15 protein-coding genes are annotated in these 18,209 nt (G+C 45.7%); 11 read left to right on the top strand and 4 right to left on the bottom strand.

From position 1 onward, the window contains the following. Positions 1–94: 94 nt before the first annotated feature. The 6 genes from K5L93_RS04305 to K5L93_RS04280 all read left to right on the top strand — a co-directional run bounded on the left by K5L93_RS04305 (position 95) and on the right by K5L93_RS04280 (position 7,319). Positions 95–1,684, top strand: a complete 1,590-nt coding sequence (locus K5L93_RS04305) for an ABC transporter substrate-binding protein (RefSeq protein WP_220718614.1) — start codon at positions 95–97, stop codon at positions 1,682–1,684. A gap of 58 nt (positions 1,685–1,742) precedes the next feature. Beyond that, positions 1,743–2,753 carry an ABC transporter permease subunit gene (locus K5L93_RS04300; RefSeq protein ID WP_220718613.1) on the top strand — a complete coding sequence of 337 codons (1,011 nt, stop codon included), beginning with the start codon at positions 1,743–1,745 and terminating at the stop codon, positions 2,751–2,753. 13 nt (positions 2,754–2,766) lie between these two features. Next, positions 2,767–3,669, top strand: coding sequence for a dipeptide ABC transporter permease DppC (gene dppC, locus K5L93_RS04295; protein ID WP_220718612.1), 903 nt, complete (start codon positions 2,767–2,769; stop codon positions 3,667–3,669). Between the two features lie 10 nt (positions 3,670–3,679). Next, positions 3,680–4,660, top strand: coding sequence for a dipeptide ABC transporter ATP-binding protein (dppD, locus tag K5L93_RS04290; protein WP_220718611.1), 981 nt, complete (start codon positions 3,680–3,682; stop codon positions 4,658–4,660). 53 nt (positions 4,661–4,713) lie between these two features. Next, the gene (locus K5L93_RS04285) at positions 4,714–5,691 is read left to right on the top strand and encodes a peptide ABC transporter ATP-binding protein (RefSeq protein ID WP_373869982.1); all 978 of its coding nucleotides are present in this window, start codon (positions 4,714–4,716) and stop codon (positions 5,689–5,691) included. 98 nt (positions 5,692–5,789) lie between these two features. Further along, a complete protein-coding gene (locus K5L93_RS04280; RefSeq protein WP_220718610.1) occupies positions 5,790–7,319 on the top strand; it encodes an ABC transporter substrate-binding protein in 1,530 nt (509 codons plus the stop codon). 4 nt (positions 7,320–7,323) lie between these two features. On the opposite strand, the gene dxs is transcribed toward K5L93_RS04280, so the two are convergent. From dxs to K5L93_RS04265, 3 genes are read right to left on the bottom strand one after another with little or no spacing between them, the layout of a single operon-like run. After that, positions 7,324–9,192 carry a 1-deoxy-D-xylulose-5-phosphate synthase gene (dxs, locus tag K5L93_RS04275; RefSeq protein ID WP_220718609.1) on the bottom strand — a complete coding sequence of 623 codons (1,869 nt, stop codon included), beginning with the start codon at positions 9,190–9,192 and terminating at the stop codon, positions 7,324–7,326. Positions 9,193–9,226: 34 nt separating this feature from the next. Beyond that, positions 9,227–10,114 carry a (2E,6E)-farnesyl diphosphate synthase gene (gene ispA / locus K5L93_RS04270; protein ID WP_220718608.1) on the bottom strand — a complete coding sequence of 296 codons (888 nt, stop codon included), beginning with the start codon at positions 10,112–10,114 and terminating at the stop codon, positions 9,227–9,229. Further along, entirely contained in the window at positions 10,111–10,356 is a 246-nt protein-coding gene (locus K5L93_RS04265) for an exodeoxyribonuclease VII small subunit (protein ID WP_016402704.1), read from the bottom strand. Before K5L93_RS04265 ends, ispA begins: the two co-directional genes overlap by 4 nt. Before the next feature lie 223 nt (positions 10,357–10,579). Here K5L93_RS04265 and pomA point away from each other — a divergent pair, with 223 nt between their 5' ends. The 4 genes from pomA (at position 10,580) to K5L93_RS04245 (ending at position 14,594) form a co-directional block, all read left to right on the top strand. Further along, positions 10,580–11,344, top strand: a complete 765-nt coding sequence (pomA, locus tag K5L93_RS04260) for a flagellar motor protein PomA (protein WP_220718607.1) — start codon at positions 10,580–10,582, stop codon at positions 11,342–11,344. 10 nt (positions 11,345–11,354) lie between these two features. Then, positions 11,355–12,272 (top strand): flagellar motor protein MotB, encoded by a 918-nt coding sequence (locus K5L93_RS04255; protein ID WP_040307387.1) that lies wholly within the window; start codon positions 11,355–11,357, stop codon positions 12,270–12,272. A 158-nt stretch (positions 12,273–12,430) separates the two neighbouring features. Then, on the top strand, positions 12,431–13,894 hold the full coding sequence (thiI, locus tag K5L93_RS04250; RefSeq protein ID WP_220718606.1) for a tRNA uracil 4-sulfurtransferase ThiI: 1,464 nt from the start codon (positions 12,431–12,433) through the stop codon (positions 13,892–13,894). A gap of 196 nt (positions 13,895–14,090) precedes the next feature. Beyond that, complete coding sequence (locus tag K5L93_RS04245) at positions 14,091–14,594, top strand: glycine cleavage system transcriptional repressor (protein WP_016402708.1); 504 nt, start codon at positions 14,091–14,093, stop codon at positions 14,592–14,594. A gap of 70 nt (positions 14,595–14,664) precedes the next feature. Here the strand turns inward: K5L93_RS04245 and K5L93_RS04240 are convergent, their stop codons facing one another. Further along, positions 14,665–15,069, bottom strand: a complete 405-nt coding sequence (locus tag K5L93_RS04240) for a CBS domain-containing protein (RefSeq protein ID WP_220718605.1) — start codon at positions 15,067–15,069, stop codon at positions 14,665–14,667. Positions 15,070–15,391: 322 nt separating this feature from the next. On the opposite strand from K5L93_RS04240, the gene K5L93_RS04235 reads away from it, so the two are divergent. Next, a complete protein-coding gene (locus tag K5L93_RS04235) occupies positions 15,392–18,106 on the top strand; it encodes a bifunctional acetate--CoA ligase family protein/GNAT family N-acetyltransferase (RefSeq protein ID WP_220718604.1) in 2,715 nt (904 codons plus the stop codon). The last annotated feature ends 103 nt before the right edge of the window (positions 18,107–18,209 follow it).

Below are 18,209 nucleotides of genomic sequence, written 5' to 3'. Positions count from 1 at the left end.
ATCAAGAACAATAATTATTAGTCTATTCGCAAACACACCGGAAATGCAGCCATAACGGTTGCATACATGACAAGATGTCACACGGAGAATCATAATGAAGAAAGGATTGGCGAAGCTGTCACTTGCACTGGTTGCTAGTGCAGTAGCTGTAGGCGTTCAAGCGCAAACATTTGTCTTCTGTTCAGAAGGCAGTCCAGAAGGTTTTAACCCAAGCTTATATACAGCAGGAACCACGTTTGATGCGTCTTCAAAGACCATCTTCAATCGTTTGGTTGAATTTGAAGTAGGCACAACCAATGTTGTTCCAGGTTTGGCAGAGTCTTGGGAAGTTTCTGAAGATGGCCTAGAGTACACCTTTCATTTACGCAAAGGCGTAAAATTTCACAGTCAGAAAAAAGGTTTCAAACCTTCTCGCGAATTTAATGCTGACGACGTAGTGTTCACCTTTGAACGCCAAGACGACCCAGAGCATCCTTACCATAAAGTATCAGGCGGTTCTTACGAGTACTACAGTGGTATGGGGATGAACGATCTGGTTAAGGAAATCGTTAAAGTTGACGATTACACGGTTAAGTTTGTACTAAGCAAGCCTGAAGCTCCGTTTATTGCAAACATGGCGATGGACTTTGCATCTATCTTCTCTGCTGAGCAAGCTGATGCCATGTTAGCTGCAGGTACGCCTGAAAAACTAGACTTAGACCCTGTGGGTACAGGTCCTTTCCAAAAAGTACAATACCAGAAAGATTCAATTATTCGCTACGTAGGTAATGCTGATTACTGGCAAGGCGCGCCTAAGATTGACCGTTTGGTATTCTCTATTACTCCAGATGCTTCAGTACGTTACGCCAAGCTTAAAGCAGGCGAGTGTCACGTAATGCCTTATCCAAATCCTGCTGATGTTGAACAAATGCAAAGCGATCCCGACATCAATCTAATGAGTCAAGAGGGTTTGAACGTAGGTTACTTGGCATTTAATACCCAAAAACCACCATTTGATAACGTTAAAGTTCGCCAAGCACTTAGCCTAGCGGTTAACAAGCAAGCGATTATTGACGCGGTATTCCAAGGCAGTGGTAAAATTGCTAAAAACCCAATCCCACCAACAATGTGGTCATACAACAACGATACCGTTGATTACCCTTACGATCCGGTTAAAGCAAAAGCCTTGTTGGCCGAAGCGGGTGTAACTGATCTTAAGACTAACATTTGGGCAATGCCAGTACAGCGTCCATACAACCCTAATGCTCGTCGTATGGCGGAAGTGATTCAAGCAGACTGGGCTAACGTAGGCGTTCAAGCTGAAGTGGTTAGCTATGAGTGGGGTGAATACCTTAAGCGTTCTAAGCAAGGTGAGCATGATACCGTGCTACTTGGTTGGACCGGTGATAATGGTGACCCAGACAACTTCCTAAGTGTATTGCTAGGTTGTGACGCTGTTGGCGGTGGTAATCGCGCGATGTGGTGTCATAAGCCATTTAACGACGTAATCATGAAAGCGAAGCAGATCTCTGTGCAAGCTGAGCGTGCACCATTGTACGAAGAAGCACAGTTAATCTTTAAAGAACAAGCTCCGTGGGTAACTATCGCTCACTCAGTGGCTTACAAGCCAGTTCGTAAAGAAGTTCAAGGCTTTAAGATTGATCCATTAGGTGGTCACCACTTCTATGGCGTGTCGCTAAAATAAACATACCTAAGGGGCTGGCAACAGCCCCTTTCCTTCCTTCAGACACAGAGCTGTAGTTATGTTCCAGTTTATTATAAAAAAATTGATGTTGGTGATACCCACCTTCATCGGCATTACTCTTTTAACCTTTACTTTGATTCGCTTGATTCCTGGCGACCCAATAGAAGTAATGGCAGGTGAAAGGGGCGTGTCTCCTGAACGTCACGCAGCCTTGCGTGCCGAGTTGGGCTTAGACCAACCCTTGTTGGTCCAATACTTTGATTATGTGAAGAATATTGCGAGTGGCGATCTTGGACGTTCATTAATCACCAAGACGCCTGTAACCGAAGAATTTATGACCTTGTTTCCAGCCACCGTAGAGTTGGCTACCTGCGCAGCAATCTTTGCCATATTGGTAGGCTTGCCCTGCGGGATTGTTGCTGCTGTGAAACGAGGTTCCTTATTTGACCACTCGGTCATGACTTTTTCTCTCACCGGCTACTCCATGCCCATATTTTGGTGGGCCTTGCTATTGATGCTGGTGTTCTCGGTTCACTTGGGGATAACCCCGGTATCCGGGCGGCTTGATGTGACCTTCTGGATAGATGAGGTTACCGGCTTTATGTTAATTGATACTCTGCTCTCCGACGAAGACGGCGCATTTTTATCTGCATTACATCACTTAGTTTTGCCAAGTATTGTGCTGGGCACCATCCCGATGGCGGTTATCGCCCGTATGACCCGCTCATCAATGCTTGAAGTATTAGGCGAAGACTACATTCGTACCGCTCGCTCAAAAGGCATGGCGCCAATGCGAGTAATTGTGGTGCACGCTTTGCGTAATGCGCTTATTCCAGTAATTACAGTAATTGGTTTGCAGGTAGGCATTTTGTTATCGGGTGCGATTCTTACCGAGACAATTTTTGCTTGGCCGGGCATTGGTAAATGGTTGATTGAATCTATTGGCCGACGCGACTACCCAGTGGTACAAGGGGGCATTCTGATCGTGGCTACCATTATTATTGTGGTGAATTTGATTGTCGATATTCTTTACGGCGTGGTAAACCCACGGATCCGTCACGGCAAATAAGGAGGAGTGTATTATGTCTGAACAAACAACAACTCCAGCCACCACTGGACCACAAGTACAAACGCCGTTACAAGAATTTTGGGGCTACTTTAGCCAAAATACTGGAGCAGTAGTTGGCTTGGTGTTTATCGTGAGCATGATCGTGATTGCTTTACTGGCAAGTGTAATTGCACCGCATTCTCCCATTGAGCAATATCGTGATGCCTTACTGCTACCACCGTTTTGGGTAGAAGGTGGTACCACCGCTCATATCCTCGGAACCGATGATGTTGGCCGTGATATCTTGTCGCGTCTAATTCATGGTGCGCAACTATCATTGTTTATTGGTTGCTTAGTGGTAACGCTGTCCTTAGGTATTGGCGTTATTCTGGGGCTAATTGCTGGATTCTTCCGCGGCTATGTTGAAACCATCATCATGCGCGCAGTAGACATTATGTTGGCCATGCCAAGCTTGTTATTGGCAATTGCAATTGTAGCCATCTTAGGTCCAAGCATTTTCAACGCAGCTATGGCAATTGCCATTGTATCTATGCCGCACTATGTGCGTTTAACTCGAGCCTCAACCATCGCCGAGTTAAACAAAGATTACGTGATTTCTTCACGGGTTGCTGGTGCTGGCTCACTGCGTTTAATGTTTATTACAATTCTACCTAACTGTACTGCACCACTTATCGTGCAGGCTACCTTGGGCTTCTCGAACGCTATTTTGGATATGGCTGCACTGGGCTTCCTAGGTTTAGGTGCTCAACCGCCAACACCAGAGTGGGGAAGCATGCTAGCCGATGCCTTGCAGTTTGTACAACGTGCTTGGTGGGTAGTTACCTTCCCTGGCTTAGTGATTCTGTTAACGGTATTAGCCTTTAACTTAATGGGCGATGGTTTACGTGATGCCCTTGATCCCAAGTTGAAGCAGTAGGAGAAGCCTTGTGTCTTTATTAGAAGTGAATAACCTTACTGTTGAGTTTGGTGATGGAGATAATCCATTTCGTGCGGTGGACCAAGTAGGTTACAGCGTAGAAAAGGGTGAAATTGTAGGTATTGTTGGTGAATCGGGCTCGGGCAAAAGTGTTAGTTCTTTGTCCATCATGGGGTTGATTGACTACCCAGGAAAAGTGACTGCCGACACCCTTAATTTTGAAGGGCAAGACTTATTGGCCATGGCAGAGGATAAACGTCGCGCGATTACCGGTGCTGAAATCGCGATGATTTTCCAAGAGCCAATGTCGAGCTTAAACCCGTGTTATACCGTTGAATACCAAATTAGCGAAGCGCTTAAAATTCATCAAAGCGGTGACAAAAAGTGGCGTCGTAAACGGGTAATCGAATTACTTGAGCAAGTGGGTATTCCAGATCCCGAATCGCGCTTAAAAACCTATCCGCATCAGTTGTCGGGCGGTATGAGCCAGCGGGTGATGATTGCCATGGCGATAGCCTGCGATCCAAAGCTGTTGATTGCCGATGAGCCAACCACCGCTTTGGATGTAACCATTCAAGCGCAAATCGTCGATTTGTTGTTGGAATTACAAAAGCAGAAAAACATGGGCTTGGTGCTGATTACTCACGATTTAGCATTAGTGGCTGAGTCTGCTCACCGAGTGATTGTGATGTACGCAGGACAAGTAGTAGAAACCGGACCAGCTGAAGAGATTTTCTCAACGCCGAAACATCCTTATACCCAAGCCTTGCTCCGTTCACTGCCTGAATCATCGGCAGGTAAAGCGCGTTTAGACGCACTACCTGGTGTGGTGCCCGGTGCGTTTGACCGACCAATTGGTTGCTTGTTAAACCCGCGTTGCCCTTATGCCACCGAGCGTTGTCAAAATGAACAGCCTGCAATGCAGGGAGAAGGAATGCGTCAAGTGCGATGCTTTACACCACTGGATGAAAGCGGGAGACCAAGCGCATGAGTGATAGCATTATGAAAGCAGCGGCTTTAGATGCTGCTCCGGTAGAAGAAACTATGCAAGAATCGGTATTGGCGGTAAATGGGGTTAAAAAGCATTACCACGTAAAAGCCGGTATGTTTAAACCAGACGCTACGGTTAAAGCGCTAGATGGTGTGAGCTTTAAGTTAGAGAAGGGGAAAACGCTGGCAGTGGTTGGTGAGTCAGGCTGCGGTAAATCGACCTTGGCTCGGGTATTAACCATGATTGAAACCCCCACTGCTGGAGAGCTTTGCTTTGATGGCAAAGATATTCTTAGCTTGGGTAAAGATGCCGCCAAAGCCTTGCGTCAAAAAATCCAAATCATCTTTCAAAACCCTTATGGTTCGCTGAATCCGCGTAAAAAAGTAGGAACGATTCTCGAAGAACCTTTGGTGATTAACAGCGATATGAGCAAGGCTGAGCGAAAGCAAAAAGCTTTAGCGATGTTAGCCAAAGTGGGCTTACGCCCTGAGCATTACGATCGATACCCTCATATGTTCTCTGGTGGTCAGCGTCAACGTATCGCTATTGCACGCGGTTTAATGCTTGATCCTAAGGTTGTGGTAGCCGATGAGCCAGTATCCGCGCTAGACGTGTCGGTGCAGGCGCAGGTGCTAAACCTGATGATGGATTTGCAAGATGAAATGGGCTTAAGCTATATCTTCATTTCGCATGATTTATCAGTAGTAGAGCACATTGCAGATGAAGTGATGGTGATGTATTTAGGCAAGGCAGTAGAATATGCTTCTTGTGAGGAGCTGTTTGCCAACCCTAAACACCCGTATACTCAAGCGCTGTTATCAAGTACACCGCGCTTAGATCCTAGCCATCGCCGCGAGAAAATTAAGCTAGAAGGTGAACTGCCTTCGCCACTTAACCCACCTAAAGGTTGTGCTTTCCACGCACGTTGTCGTTATGCCAATGAAAGATGCAATAAAGAGCAGCCAAGTTTGGTAAGCGAAGCTAATGCGCAAGTTGCGTGTTTTGCTCGAGAAGAAGGGCGAATCGCTTAACTTGCACGCTATCCAATCAAAAAGCGGGCTTGTCCCGCTTTTTTTATTGCCTCATCACGTGTAAGTTAGCAGCATTAATCGTTTTAAGGTTCAAGACGTTGGCGTTGTTAGCAAAGTTGAAAATCAAATCCCTGCCTATTACTTTGTTGTTGCTTGTAAGCCTTGGGGCTTGGCAACACGCTAAGGCCAATACAGTGGTATGGGGAACCGCTTTTCATGCCGAGCCACAGCAACTTGTTGATGAACTAGATGCAAATAGTAACTTTATTAATCACTTGTTATTCGATCCGCTATTTTTGTTGGATCAACAAGGGCGTATTGCGCCACGTTTAGTCACTAAGTGGAAAATTGTTTCTCCTACACAAATTCAATTTGAGTTACGTAGTGGCGTAGTGTTTCACTCTGGCAACCCACTGACAGCCGAAGACGTAGAGTGGACCTTCCAACAAATTTCTCAGCAAGCGCATTTACATGCTTTGTTTGCGCCCATTAAGAGCTTAAAGGCGCTTAATACCCTGCAATTTGAAGTTCGTACTTATCGGCCTTTTTCTGAATTGATTCAGCGCTTAAGTTTTATCTTCCCTGCGGATAAACAGTTTTATACCGCTGAAGAAAATACCAACCCATCTTTTGCTGTATCGGGTACCGGCCCTTTTAAAGTAAGCCGTTACGTGCCGGGTATTGTTACCGAATTTGAAATTCATTCAAGTTACTGGCGTACTAATCGTAGCAATGTACAACGGATTAAAGTGGTGCCAATTAAACAAGCTGAAATGCGCATGGCGAGCTTGTTTTCTCGCGATGTTGATATCGTAGACCACGTGCCAGAGAACTACGTAGAGTTGCTCAATAAAGATAAGCAATTGTCGGTGATTCAAACTGAAGGTTTAAAGTGGTTAGCTATTGAATTAAACCAGCGTAACCCAGCCTTAGAAAATCGACGGGTTCGCCAAGCGCTAAACCTAGCCATTGATAATATTCGTTTGGCTGAAGTATTAGGGCCTTATGCTTTGGCATCTACTCAGCTAAGCATTCCAGGGCGAGCTGGTTACAACGCCGAGCTATTGCCACGTTATAATTTGCTATTAGCTCACCAATTATTGCAACAAGCGGGTTATGAAAAAGGTTTTAAACTTACCATGGCTGTGCCAAAGTCATTATTTGGAGAGCAATCTAAAGTAGTTTCTCAACTCGTATCTATGCTGGATCGGGTGAATATCTCTTTGCAGCCGCAATGGTTAAGTGATCAAGACTACCAATTAGCAGTGGATAGCTGTTCAAGTGACTTAGTGTTAACACGAAGGCAGGGAGATGCAGGCAATGTATTGTCGATAGCGCGGGCGATGTTTCTCAGTGAAGGTGAACCGATTACCAATGAAGGTGGACTTTGTAAGGCCTATCAAAATGATAAAATTAGCCAACTTATTTTGGCCGGTGAGCAAGAGTTAGATGAGGAGAAACGCGCTAAAATTATTGAGTATTTAGAGCAGAAAATTTATCAAGAAGCGGTATTTGTACCTTTATACTGGCAAAGAAAAATCTGGGCATTGAACCAGCGGATTAACATAAAGAATATGAATCGGGCTAGTCCATTCCCATTGTTTGAGCAGCTACAGGTACTCGAATAACAACTTAAGCTTGGCAGAAGCGTTCAATTTTTTGTTGAATGCCTTTGCTATCTAAACCGAGTAAGTCATAGATTTGTTCTTGGCTACCTTGTTCTATAAAGTTGTCAGGGAGGCCTATGTTTAATACTTTTACTTGGTTAAGCTGCTGAGCAAATAAAAATTCGTTTACTGCGGAGCCGGCGCCGCCTTGTATCGCATTCTCTTCTAGGGTTACTAACACATCGTGCTCAGTTACTAGCAATTTGATACAGGCTTCATCTAAGGGCTTAACAAAACGCATATCAACCAAGGTCGCATCAAGTTGCTCGGCTACTGGCGCAGCTTTACATAATAAGCTGCCAAAGTTGAGAATGGCGACTTTCTTGCCTTCTCGAATGACTCGCGCTTTACCAATCTCGATAGCGCTCATCTCGGCTTTAACCGGGGTATTATCGGCACCACCACGCGGGTAACGCACCGCTGCAGGACCTTGGTGTAAGTGGCCGGTGTAGAGCATCTGCCTACATTCGTCTTCGTTAGCCGGTGCCATAATTACCAAGTTAGGCACGGTGCGTAGGTAGCTTAAATCAAAAGCACCTTGGTGAGTAGGGCCATCGGCACCCACAATACCGGCACGGTCAATGGCAAACAAAACCGGTAGGTTTTGAATCGCCACGTCATGAATTAATTGATCATAAGCGCGCTGCAAAAAGGTACTGTAAATTGCAACTACTGGCTGATAGCCCGCAATCGCTAAGCCTGCGGCAAAAGTTACAGCGTGCTGTTCGGCAATAGCTACATCAAAGTATTGTTCTGGATACTCTTTAGAAAAGCGCACCATGCCCGAGCCTTCACGCATGGCAGGAGTGATACCCATTAGCTTTTTATCTTTGGCTGCCATATCGCAGAGCCAGTCTCCAAATACTTTAGAAAAAGTAGGCGCAGCGCTTTTGCTTTTAGGTAAGTTATCTTGGCTTGGGTCAAACTTAGGCACACCGTGATAACCAATAGGATCTTGCTCGGCAGGTAGGTAACCTTTACCTTTTTTGGTCATAACATGCAGAATTTGTGGACCTTTTAGGTCGCGCATATTGCTTAAGGTGCGCACTAAGCCTTTTACATCGTGGCCATCAATAGGACCAATGTAATTAAATCCGAATTCTTCAAATAAGGTGCCCGGCACCACCATGCCTTTTAGATGTTCTTCAGCCCTGCGGGCTAGCTCTTTAATTGGAGGCATACCACTTAATACTTTTTTACCACCTTCACGCAGCGACGAGTACAAAGAGCCAGAAAGAATATTGGCTAAAGAATTGTTCAGGGCGCCAACATTTTCGGAAATCGACATCTCGTTGTCATTAAGGATCACTAGCATGTCGTTATGAATCGCACCGGCATGGTTTAGTGCTTCAAAAGCCATACCTGCGGTCATGGCGCCATCACCGATAACTGCAACTACTTTACGACCTTGTTGCTCTTTCTCAGCCGCAATGGCCATGCCTAAGGCGGCACCAATAGAAGTGCTTGAATGGCCTACGCTGAGTACATCATATTCACTTTCACCGCGCCATGGGAAAGGGTGCAAACCTTTAAACTGACGAATAGTCGACATTTTTTCACGGCGACCAGTTAAAATTTTGTGCGGATAAGCTTGGTGGCCTACATCCCAAACCAATTTATCAAACGGGGTGTTATAGACGTAATGCAAGGCAACCGTTAACTCAACCGCACCTAAACCTGATGCTAAATGGCCACTCGATTGGCTGACACTGTTAAGAAGGTATTGGCGCAGTTCATCACACAGCTGAGGTAGCTGTTGCTGCTCAAGCTGACGAAGTTGCGGCGGCAAATCAGCCAGAGCAAGCGTAGGGTAATCTTTAATATTCAGTGTCATATAAAATGCTTATCATTATTCTTATTGTTGACGACTAGTTGTTTCGATGTACGACATAATCAGCTAATAAGGCTAGCAACTCACTATTGTAAGGCAAAGTCTCTAAGGCTTGAAGCGCTTCTTTACCTAGGTTTTCAGCTTTTTCTATTGCGCCTTCAAGGCCCAATAAACTTGGGTAAGTGCTCTTATTTAGGGCTTGATCTGAGCCCTGAGGTTTACCTAAAGTGTCGGTATCACTAATTATATCCAAAATGTCATCACGAACTTGAAAGGCTAAGCCTAAGGCATCTGCATAACGAGCTAAAGCTTGCTGCTCATTTGCGTGCTCAATCTCGCCACAAACCGCGCCTAACATTACCGCTGCTTTGATTAGAGCACCGGTTTTATGTTGGTGCACTTCTTCCAGCTGCTCAAGGCTAACCTGTTGGTTGGTTGCGGCAATATCTAGCGCTTGACCACCACACATACCGTTATAACCAGCCGCTTGGCTTAATATTTTAAGCATGGCCACTTTTTGGGTATCGCTGGCAGGCGCTTCGGCAACTAAGCTAAAGGCGAGGCTTTGTAAGGCATCACCGGCTAGAATGGCAGTCGCTTCATCATAGGCAATATGGCAAGTTGGTTGGCCACGGCGTAGTTCATCATCATCCATGGCTGGTAGGTCGTCATGAATCAACGAATAGGCGTGAATGCATTCTACAGCAGCTGCAGCGGCATTAAGTATGTCTTTGGGCGCATTGGTTAATTGGCCTACCAAATATACCAGCAGCGGGCGCACTCGCTTACCGCCTAGCAATAGGCCGTGACGCATGGCTGCCAGTAGCTTGGGGTCATTAACAACTTGATTGGCTAAAACACTGTCTAAATGGGTGTTTATTTGGGATTGGTAGTCAACAATGGTACTGGCTAAACTAGCGTTCACTCAGAAGGCTCCTGCACTAAAGGTTCTAGTGAATCGCCATTTGGCCCTTGGCGAAGTATCTCAACTTGCTGTTGAGCCTGTTGCAGTTTAGCTTGGCCAGCATTGGCTAAACTGATGCCGCGTTCAAATTGCTTAAGAGAATCTTCTAGGCTTAGCTCACCTTGTTCAAGCTGTTGAACAATGTCTTCAAGTTCATTTAAGGTTTCTTCAAACTTCATTTTTTCTGGTTTTTTTGCAACCATGCTAAAGCCTCTATCAAGCATATTCTGGCGCAAAGTTACCTTAGCCGTTTGGGTAGGTCAAACTTGCGACTCAAGTATTTTTATATTGGCCGATAAATATAGTAGAGCTTGGTAGGTCAAGATATTGAAATGAGAACACAAAATTACCTTCGATTCTGGTGTGCGAGTAGACTAGTATTAGTTTAATTAGAATCTCTAGGCTACAGGTTAAAAGGAAAAAGCAGTGGATTTAGCAACGCTGATTGGGATTATCGGCGCCTTCGCCTTTGTTGTTATGGCGATGGTGATGGGTGGCGGAATCGAGATTTTTATCGACATTCCTTCGGTACTAATTGTTTTTTGTGGCTCCTTGTTTGTTGTATTGATGAAGTACAATTTAGGTCAATTTTTAGGCGCAGTGAAAATTGCGGCTAAGGCTTTCATGTTCAAAGTTGATAAGCCCGATGATTTGATTGAGCGCTCTGTAGAAATGGCAGACGCGGCCCGAAAAGGTGGCTTTTTGGCCTTAGAAGAAGCCGAGATTTCCAACCCCTTTATGCAAAAAGGCATCGATATGCTGGTGGATGGCCACGATGCTGACGTAGTGCGCGCCACTATGGAAAAGGACATCTTGCTCACTTCCGAGCGCCATGAGTTTGGCGCCGGTATTTTTAAAGCGCTGGGTGATGTAGCGCCAGCCATGGGGATGATTGGTACCTTGATTGGTCTGGTAGCCATGTTATCTAACATGGATGACCCAAAATCCATTGGCCCAGCTATGGCGGTAGCCTTGTTAACGACTTTGTATGGTGCAATTCTTGCCAACATGGTGGCCATTCCTATTAGCGAAAAATTGCTGTTGCGTGCTGGTGAAGAAAAGCTTAACCGTAGTTTGATTCTGGATGCTGTATTGGGTATTCAAGATGGCCAGAATCCGCGAGTGATTGAGGGTGTTTTGAAAAACTACTTGCCAGAAGGCAAACGCTCACTAGGCACAACAGACGAGTAGGTAGCGCAGTATGGAAGAACCTTGCAAGTGCCCCCCAGAAGGACTGCCCGCATGGATGGGCACCTTCGCCGATCTCATGTCTCTGTTGATGTGCTTCTTTGTATTGCTGTTGGCCTTCTCGGAAATGGACGTACTAAAGTTTAAGCAAATTGCTGGTTCAATGAAGTATGCTTTTGGTGTGCAAAACCTACTGGAAGTAAAAGACATTCCAAAAGGAACCTCGGTTATTGCACAAGAGTTTAGACCGGGCCGCCCTGAGCCAACACCTATCGAAACCATCATGCAGCAAACCATTGATATGACTCAGGCCAAGCTTGAGTTTCATGATGGTGAAGAAGCCGATGCTGGTGGTCAGCAAAAAGCCGCTGGCCAGCAAACGGGTGGCCGAGCCTCAGCAACCCAAGCTCAGTCTTCACAAAGCCAATCCGAAACCCAAGCCCAACAAAATGAAACGGCTAAACGAATTGCCCAGCAGTTGCGTGACCAAATTGAAGATGGCGCCATTGAAGTGGAGTCGCTTGGCCAGCAAATTATTATTCGGGTACGAGAGAAGGGGGCTTTCCCTTCAGGCTCTGCCTTTTTACAACCTAAGTTTCGCCCGGTTATTCGCCGTGTGGGAGAGGTGATTAAAGACATTCCTGGTATTGTCACCGTGTCTGGCCATACCGATAACCAGCAAGCAGAGTCAGAGTTGTACCGCTCAAACTGGGATTTATCTAGTCAGCGTGCTGTGTCGGTGGCTCATGAACTCATTAAAGTACGTGGCTTTGCCGAAGAGCGCTTAATTGTTAGCGGATTGGCAGACACTCAGCCTTTAATGAAAAACAATACCATCGAGAACCGCCGTCGTAACCGCCGGGTAGAGATAGGCATTATGCAAGGTAAGGCTTCTCAATCAGGCGAGATCGCCGTTTCTGGAGAAGAGTAAATAATCCCACTCGCTTAGCTGAGCTAAGCGAGTTTTGTACTTTCTCTATGTGTACTTTCCCCAAAATTCCTGCCAAGGCGAGCTAAACTAAACAATATTGGCTCGCTGCCTTAACTCGCGGTATAATTCGCGCCCAAATTTATCAAGGCCCTTGAGTTATGAAGTTCATCGTTAAACTATTTCCAGAAATTGCCATGAAGAGTAAGCCGGTTCGTAAGCGCTTCAGTAAAATTCTTCAAAGCAATATTCGCAATGTAATTAGTCCAATCGATGAAACTATTCGAGTGCGTTTAGATTGGGACCGAATGGTTGTTACTTCACGTAACGACAGCGAAGAAAACCGCGAAGCGGTGATTCAAGCGCTTTCTTCCACTCCGGGTATCGTGCACTTTTTGGAAGTGAAACAGCATCGCTATACCGATTTACACAACATCTATGAGTTAACGTTTGACGCTTGGAAAGATCGCTTAAAAGACAAAACATTTTGTGTGCGGGTTAAGCGCAGTGGTAAACATGATTTCTCATCTATTGAAGTAGAGCGTTATGTTGGTGGTGGTTTAAACCAACATTGCGAGAGCAATGGGGTGCGGTTAAAAAATCCTGATGTTACGGTGAAAATCGAAATCGCCGACGACGTGATGTATCTGGTGCAAGAGAAGCACCCAGGTTTAGGCGGCTTTCCTATCGCAACCCAAGAAAGTGTATTGTCGCTTATTTCCGGTGGTTTTGACTCGGGCGTGTCGAGTTATCAACTCATCAAGCGTGGCGCAAAAGTACACTATTGTTTCTTTAACCTAGGTGGGCGCGCTCATGAACTAGGCGTGAAGCAAGTCGCCCACCACCTATGGAAGCGTTTTGGTTCATCACATAGGGTTAAGTTTGTTGCGGTAGACTTTGATCCAGTGGTGAACGAGATCCTTGAAAAAGTAGACAACGGCCAAATGGGCGTAGTACTTAAACGTATGATGGTGCGGGCAGCGTCAAAAGTGGCTCAGCAGCTGGATATTCCCGCACTGGTCACGGGGGAAGCAGTAGGCCAAGTTTCTAGTCAAACCTTAGTTAACTTAAGCATGATTGACCGAGTGTCAGAAACCTTGATTCTTCGCCCGCTAATTGCCACCGATAAACAAGATATTATTGATACGGCTAAGCATATTGGCACCAACGATTTTGCCGAAACCATGCCAGAGTATTGCGGTGTTATTTCTAACAAGCCTACGGTGAAAGCAGTTGAGTCGAAATTGCTAGCCGAAGAGCAAAATTTCGATTTTACGATTTTGGATAAGGTAGTAGAAGAGTGCCGCATTACCGATATTCGTGATGTAACCAAAGAAGCTGACGAACAAGTGACTGAAGTCGCTGGTGAAGAAGAACTAGCACAAGACAAAGAAGCGGTAGTATTAGACATTCGCTCGATAGAGGAGCAGGAACAACAGCCTTTTAGCTTAGAAGAAGTAGAAGTAAAGCATATCCCATTCTTTAAGTTAGCCACTCAGTTTGGCGATTTAGATCAATCTAAGCATTACATGCTGTATTGTGACCGAGGGGTTATGAGCAAACTACAGGCTTTGTATTTGCAAGATGCTGGCTTCAAAAATGTTGGCGTTTATAGCAAAAAATAGCGATTTTAAAAGCCGACGAAAGTCGGCTTTTTTATTGGGCTTGCCAAGCAAACTTATTAATAACTATGCATTTTCTGCGCAGTTAGCATTTTTACAAGCTTTTACTGCTGACCCGCTCAAATCCTGCGTCTTGTCACACCCTTTGCCGCTGGGTGGTATAAACTTAAACTAGGTTTTAGCATAAAGGGGTAGATGTATGAGCGATCTATTTTTAGTTACTGCCACCGGGGAAGATAAGCCCGGTACACTAAATCGCTTGGCCGATATTACCCACTCTCATCAAGGAAAGTGGTTAAGTAGTCGGGTGGTAAATTTAGATGGTCAAGTGGCTTGTATCTTCAAAGTGCAGGTTCCGCAAAAAAATACTCAGGCCTTGCAGCAAGCCTTGCTTGCAGTAGATGACTTACACTTAAGCATTAACGGCTGCAAACCTGCCCACTTATCTCAAAGTGAATCATTAAGTTTGGTCATTGATGCAGAAGATCGCCCCGGCTTAATTAATGATATTACCCGTTTATTGGTGGGACATGGTGTTAATGTTAACAAGCTTGAATGCCATCGAATGAGCGTACCTGAGGCTGGGGGAAGTGTATTTACTGCCGAACTTGATCTAATGGTGCCAGACAGTGAAAACACTGCTGGAATTATTGCCGAAATAGAGGGTTTGCAATCTCAGATGGTGGTTAACCAAGTTCATTAATCGGTATGTCACAGAGAGCAAAAAAGGGCAGTTTAGCTGCCCTTTTAGTGAGTAAAGCACAGTGAACTCGTTATTTGAGATTGAACTCTTTAACTGCATTAAGAATACTACGAATACTGTACTGGCCAATAAACTTGCCATTTTGCACCACTGGCATTCTGCGGCGCTTTTTCTGAATGAGTTTTTCAGCAACGGCTAAAATATCCATGTCGGTGCCAATAATATCCACTTCTTCAGTCATGTAATCGGCGACAGAACCTCCAATTTCACCGTGGTAGGTACCTTTTAATATCGCCTGCAAACAATCTATTTCAGAGATTACCCCCACAACTTCACGTCGCTCATTAATAACGGTTGCACCTGATACCTTGGCAGTAAGCATGATGTCGATGGCTTCAAACAATGAGTTTGAAGGAGTTACTGTGACCGGATTTTTGGTCATGTAGTCAATTGCACGAATAGAGGTTAACGCCATGCTTTCTTCCTTAAAATTGCAGGGTTTCTTTAAGATATGAATAAAAAAAATGCTTTTTGTCCAGTTGTTTGTATAAAAAACTGGTGTGAGTTAAAAAAACCAAGGTGACTTTGAGTTAATTGTAGTTGTAATGTTGCTCAATGGTTGTATTTTTTGTGGCGAGCCAATTTACTGGGCTAGTTACACCAAAACGGTTTTGGTAAAACTAACTACTACCTTGGTCTAGCGATGTAAATTGTGTGAACAATGAATACTTTAGTCTCAGTCGATACACGTTACACTTGGGTTTAATTGCTTTAGTTCAGCCAAAGAGATCCCGCTAATGAGTCAACGTAAGCTGCATGATTTGTTTTCGCCAAAGTCTATCGCGGTAATTGGTGCATCTAATCGCGCTTCACGTGCTGGCAACGTGGTAATGAAGAACCTAATGAGCGCTGGTTTTAATGGCCCCGTTATGCCGGTTAGCCCTAAGTACAAGGCAGTGCTTGGTGTATTGGCCTATCCAAGTATCGAGAAGCTTCCCCAGCGTCCAGATTTAGCCGTTGTGTGTGTCAACGCCAGCCGCTTACTAGAGGTCGTGGAAAAGCTCGGCCAATTTGGTTGTAAAGCTGCCATTATTACAGCCGGTGGTTTAGACATTAAGTTAGACGGTCAAGAGCAAACAATTGCCGAACAAGTGTTGGCGTTTGGCCAGCGTTACGGCATGCGCATTTTAGGGCCAAACAGCTTGGGTTTAATGTTGCCTAACATTGGATTAAATGCCTCATTCGCCCACGCCAATAGCCAGCCAGGCAAGATTGCCTTTGTGTCGCAATCTGCTGCCGTGTGCACAACCGTGCTCGATTGGGCAAACAACAAGGGCATTGGCTTCTCATCCTTTATCTCATTGGGAGATGCCTTAGATATCGACTTTGGCGAATTGCTCGACTTCTTAGCCAGAGATGCCAAAACCCAAGTGATTATGCTGTATATCGACTCGGTGAAGGATACCCAGCGCTTTATGTCGGCTGCTCGAGCGGCCTCACGCAACAAAGCCATATTGGTGATTAAGTCTGGCCGCAGCCGTCTAGGTGCGCAAGCTGCAGCCCTGCATACTGGCGGATTGGTGGGTAACGACGCGGTATACGACGCGGCATTTAAGCGTGCTGGTATGTTACGAGTAAAAGACCTACATGAGTTGTTTGCTGCGGTAGAAACACTCACTTACGCCAATCCATTGCAAGGCGAACGTTTGGCGATTATAAGCAACGGCGGCGGGCCAGCGGTGCTGGCGGTTGATGCCTTGATGGAGCGAGGGGGGAAACTAGCGGAGTTCTCGGACGATACTTTGGCTAAGCTGTCTGAGGTGCTACCCAGCGCATGGTCGGGGCAAAACCCCTTAGATATTGTTGGTGATGCTGATCCTTCTCGTTATGCCAAAGCCTTAGATATAGTTGCTAGTTCCGGCGAAGCAGACGCATTGCTGCTAATGCACGCACCTTCGGCACTGGCGGGGGCAGAGTCTACCGCTGATGCCTTAATTAATGTGATTAAGCAAGATAGCAAGGCGCGTCGCCTCAATATACTTACCAATTGGATGGGGGAAGAAACCGCCTATTCTGGCCGTTTGGCGTTCACTAAAGCGGGCATTCCGACTTACCGCACCCCAGAAGGGGCTGTGGGAGCATTCATGCACATGGTTGAGTTTCGCCGCAACCAAAAATTGTTGTCAGAAACCCCCAGTACTACCGACAAAACCTTGGTTGATCAAGGTGCTAAGCAGTTGCTCCAGCAAGCGATTGATAAAGATATATTTGTGTTGGAAACCCATGACGCTAAACCTTTACTACAGGCTTACGGTTTGCAAATCATCGATACCTGGTTTGTACACAATGTTGAAGAAGCCATTAGTTGTGCCGACAACATTGGCTATCCGGTAGCCTTAAAAATTCAGTCGCCCGATATACTGCATAAATCTGATGTGCATGGTGTGAGCCTAAACATTAATAACCAGCATGAGCTGGAAATAGCCGCAGAATCAATGGTCGATAGGGTTAAGCAAGCTTACCCACAAGCCAAGGTTGAAGGCATGATCCTGCAACGAATGGCCTTAACTGCTGGCGCACAAGAGCTGCGTGTGGCAGTAATTAATGACCCGGTATTTGGCCCTGCTATTTTCTTAGGCGAAGGCGGCTCTGAGTGGGACGAAACCCAAGATGCAGCGGTGGCGCTTCCGCCACTTAATATGAGTTTGGCGCGTTATTTGGTTATCTCGGCGCTTAAAGCAGAAAAAATACGAGACAGACGCTTGCCTAACGGATTAAAAATGCAGGCGCTTTGCAGCATGTTAACTCGGCTATCAAACTTGATTATCGATTGCCCAGAGATTGCTCGTTTAGATCTTAACCCAGTGCTAGCTGCGGGGGATAACATCACCTTGCTTGACGTGAATATGCGTTTGCAAAAAGTGGATGAACGGCTTGCTCAGCGTTTAGCTATTCGCCCTTACCCTAAAGAGCTAGAAGAATATTGTCAGACTAAAAACGGCACAAAGGTATTGCTTCGCCCGATTTTGCCAGAAGACGAGCCTAACCATTTGGCCTTCGACTCATCGCTTACCGAAGAAGATCGCTACAAGCGTTACTTTGGTGCACGCGGCCAAATGACCCATGAAGAAATGGCCTTGCTCACTCAAATTGATTACGCCCGAGAAATGGCCTTTATTGCGGTAGATGAGCAAGCCGATGATGACCGGGCAATTCTAGGAGTAGTGCGCGCCAGCATCGATCCCGACAACTTAGATGCTGAGTTTGCCATGGTGGTGAGAAGTGACTTGCAAGGCCAAGGTTTAGGTAAACACTTGCTGCAAAAGATGATTCGCTACTATCAACAAATGGGCACCCAAACCTTAAGTGGCATGACCATGATCCAAAACCGCGGCATGGCGGGTTTAGCCAAACACCTTGGTTTTAAAGTGAAATTTGAGTTGGAAGATGGGGTTATTGAAATGCAGCTTGAGCTACAAAACAATCCCCCTGCAGAGGCGAGGGGCAGTTGAACTTTGGTGTTGAAATTTTGTTCGAAATAAGCGGGCTTCAATCGCGGCGAGCACTTAGAAGCCTAGTGGACTAAGCAAGAAGTGCTTAACAAAGAGTAAAGTT

The organism is Agarivorans litoreus (assembly GCF_019649015.1).
GTDB classification, from domain to species: Bacteria; Pseudomonadota; Gammaproteobacteria; order Enterobacterales; family Celerinatantimonadaceae; genus Agarivorans; species Agarivorans litoreus.
This window is presented reverse-complemented; position numbering and strand designations above follow the sequence as displayed.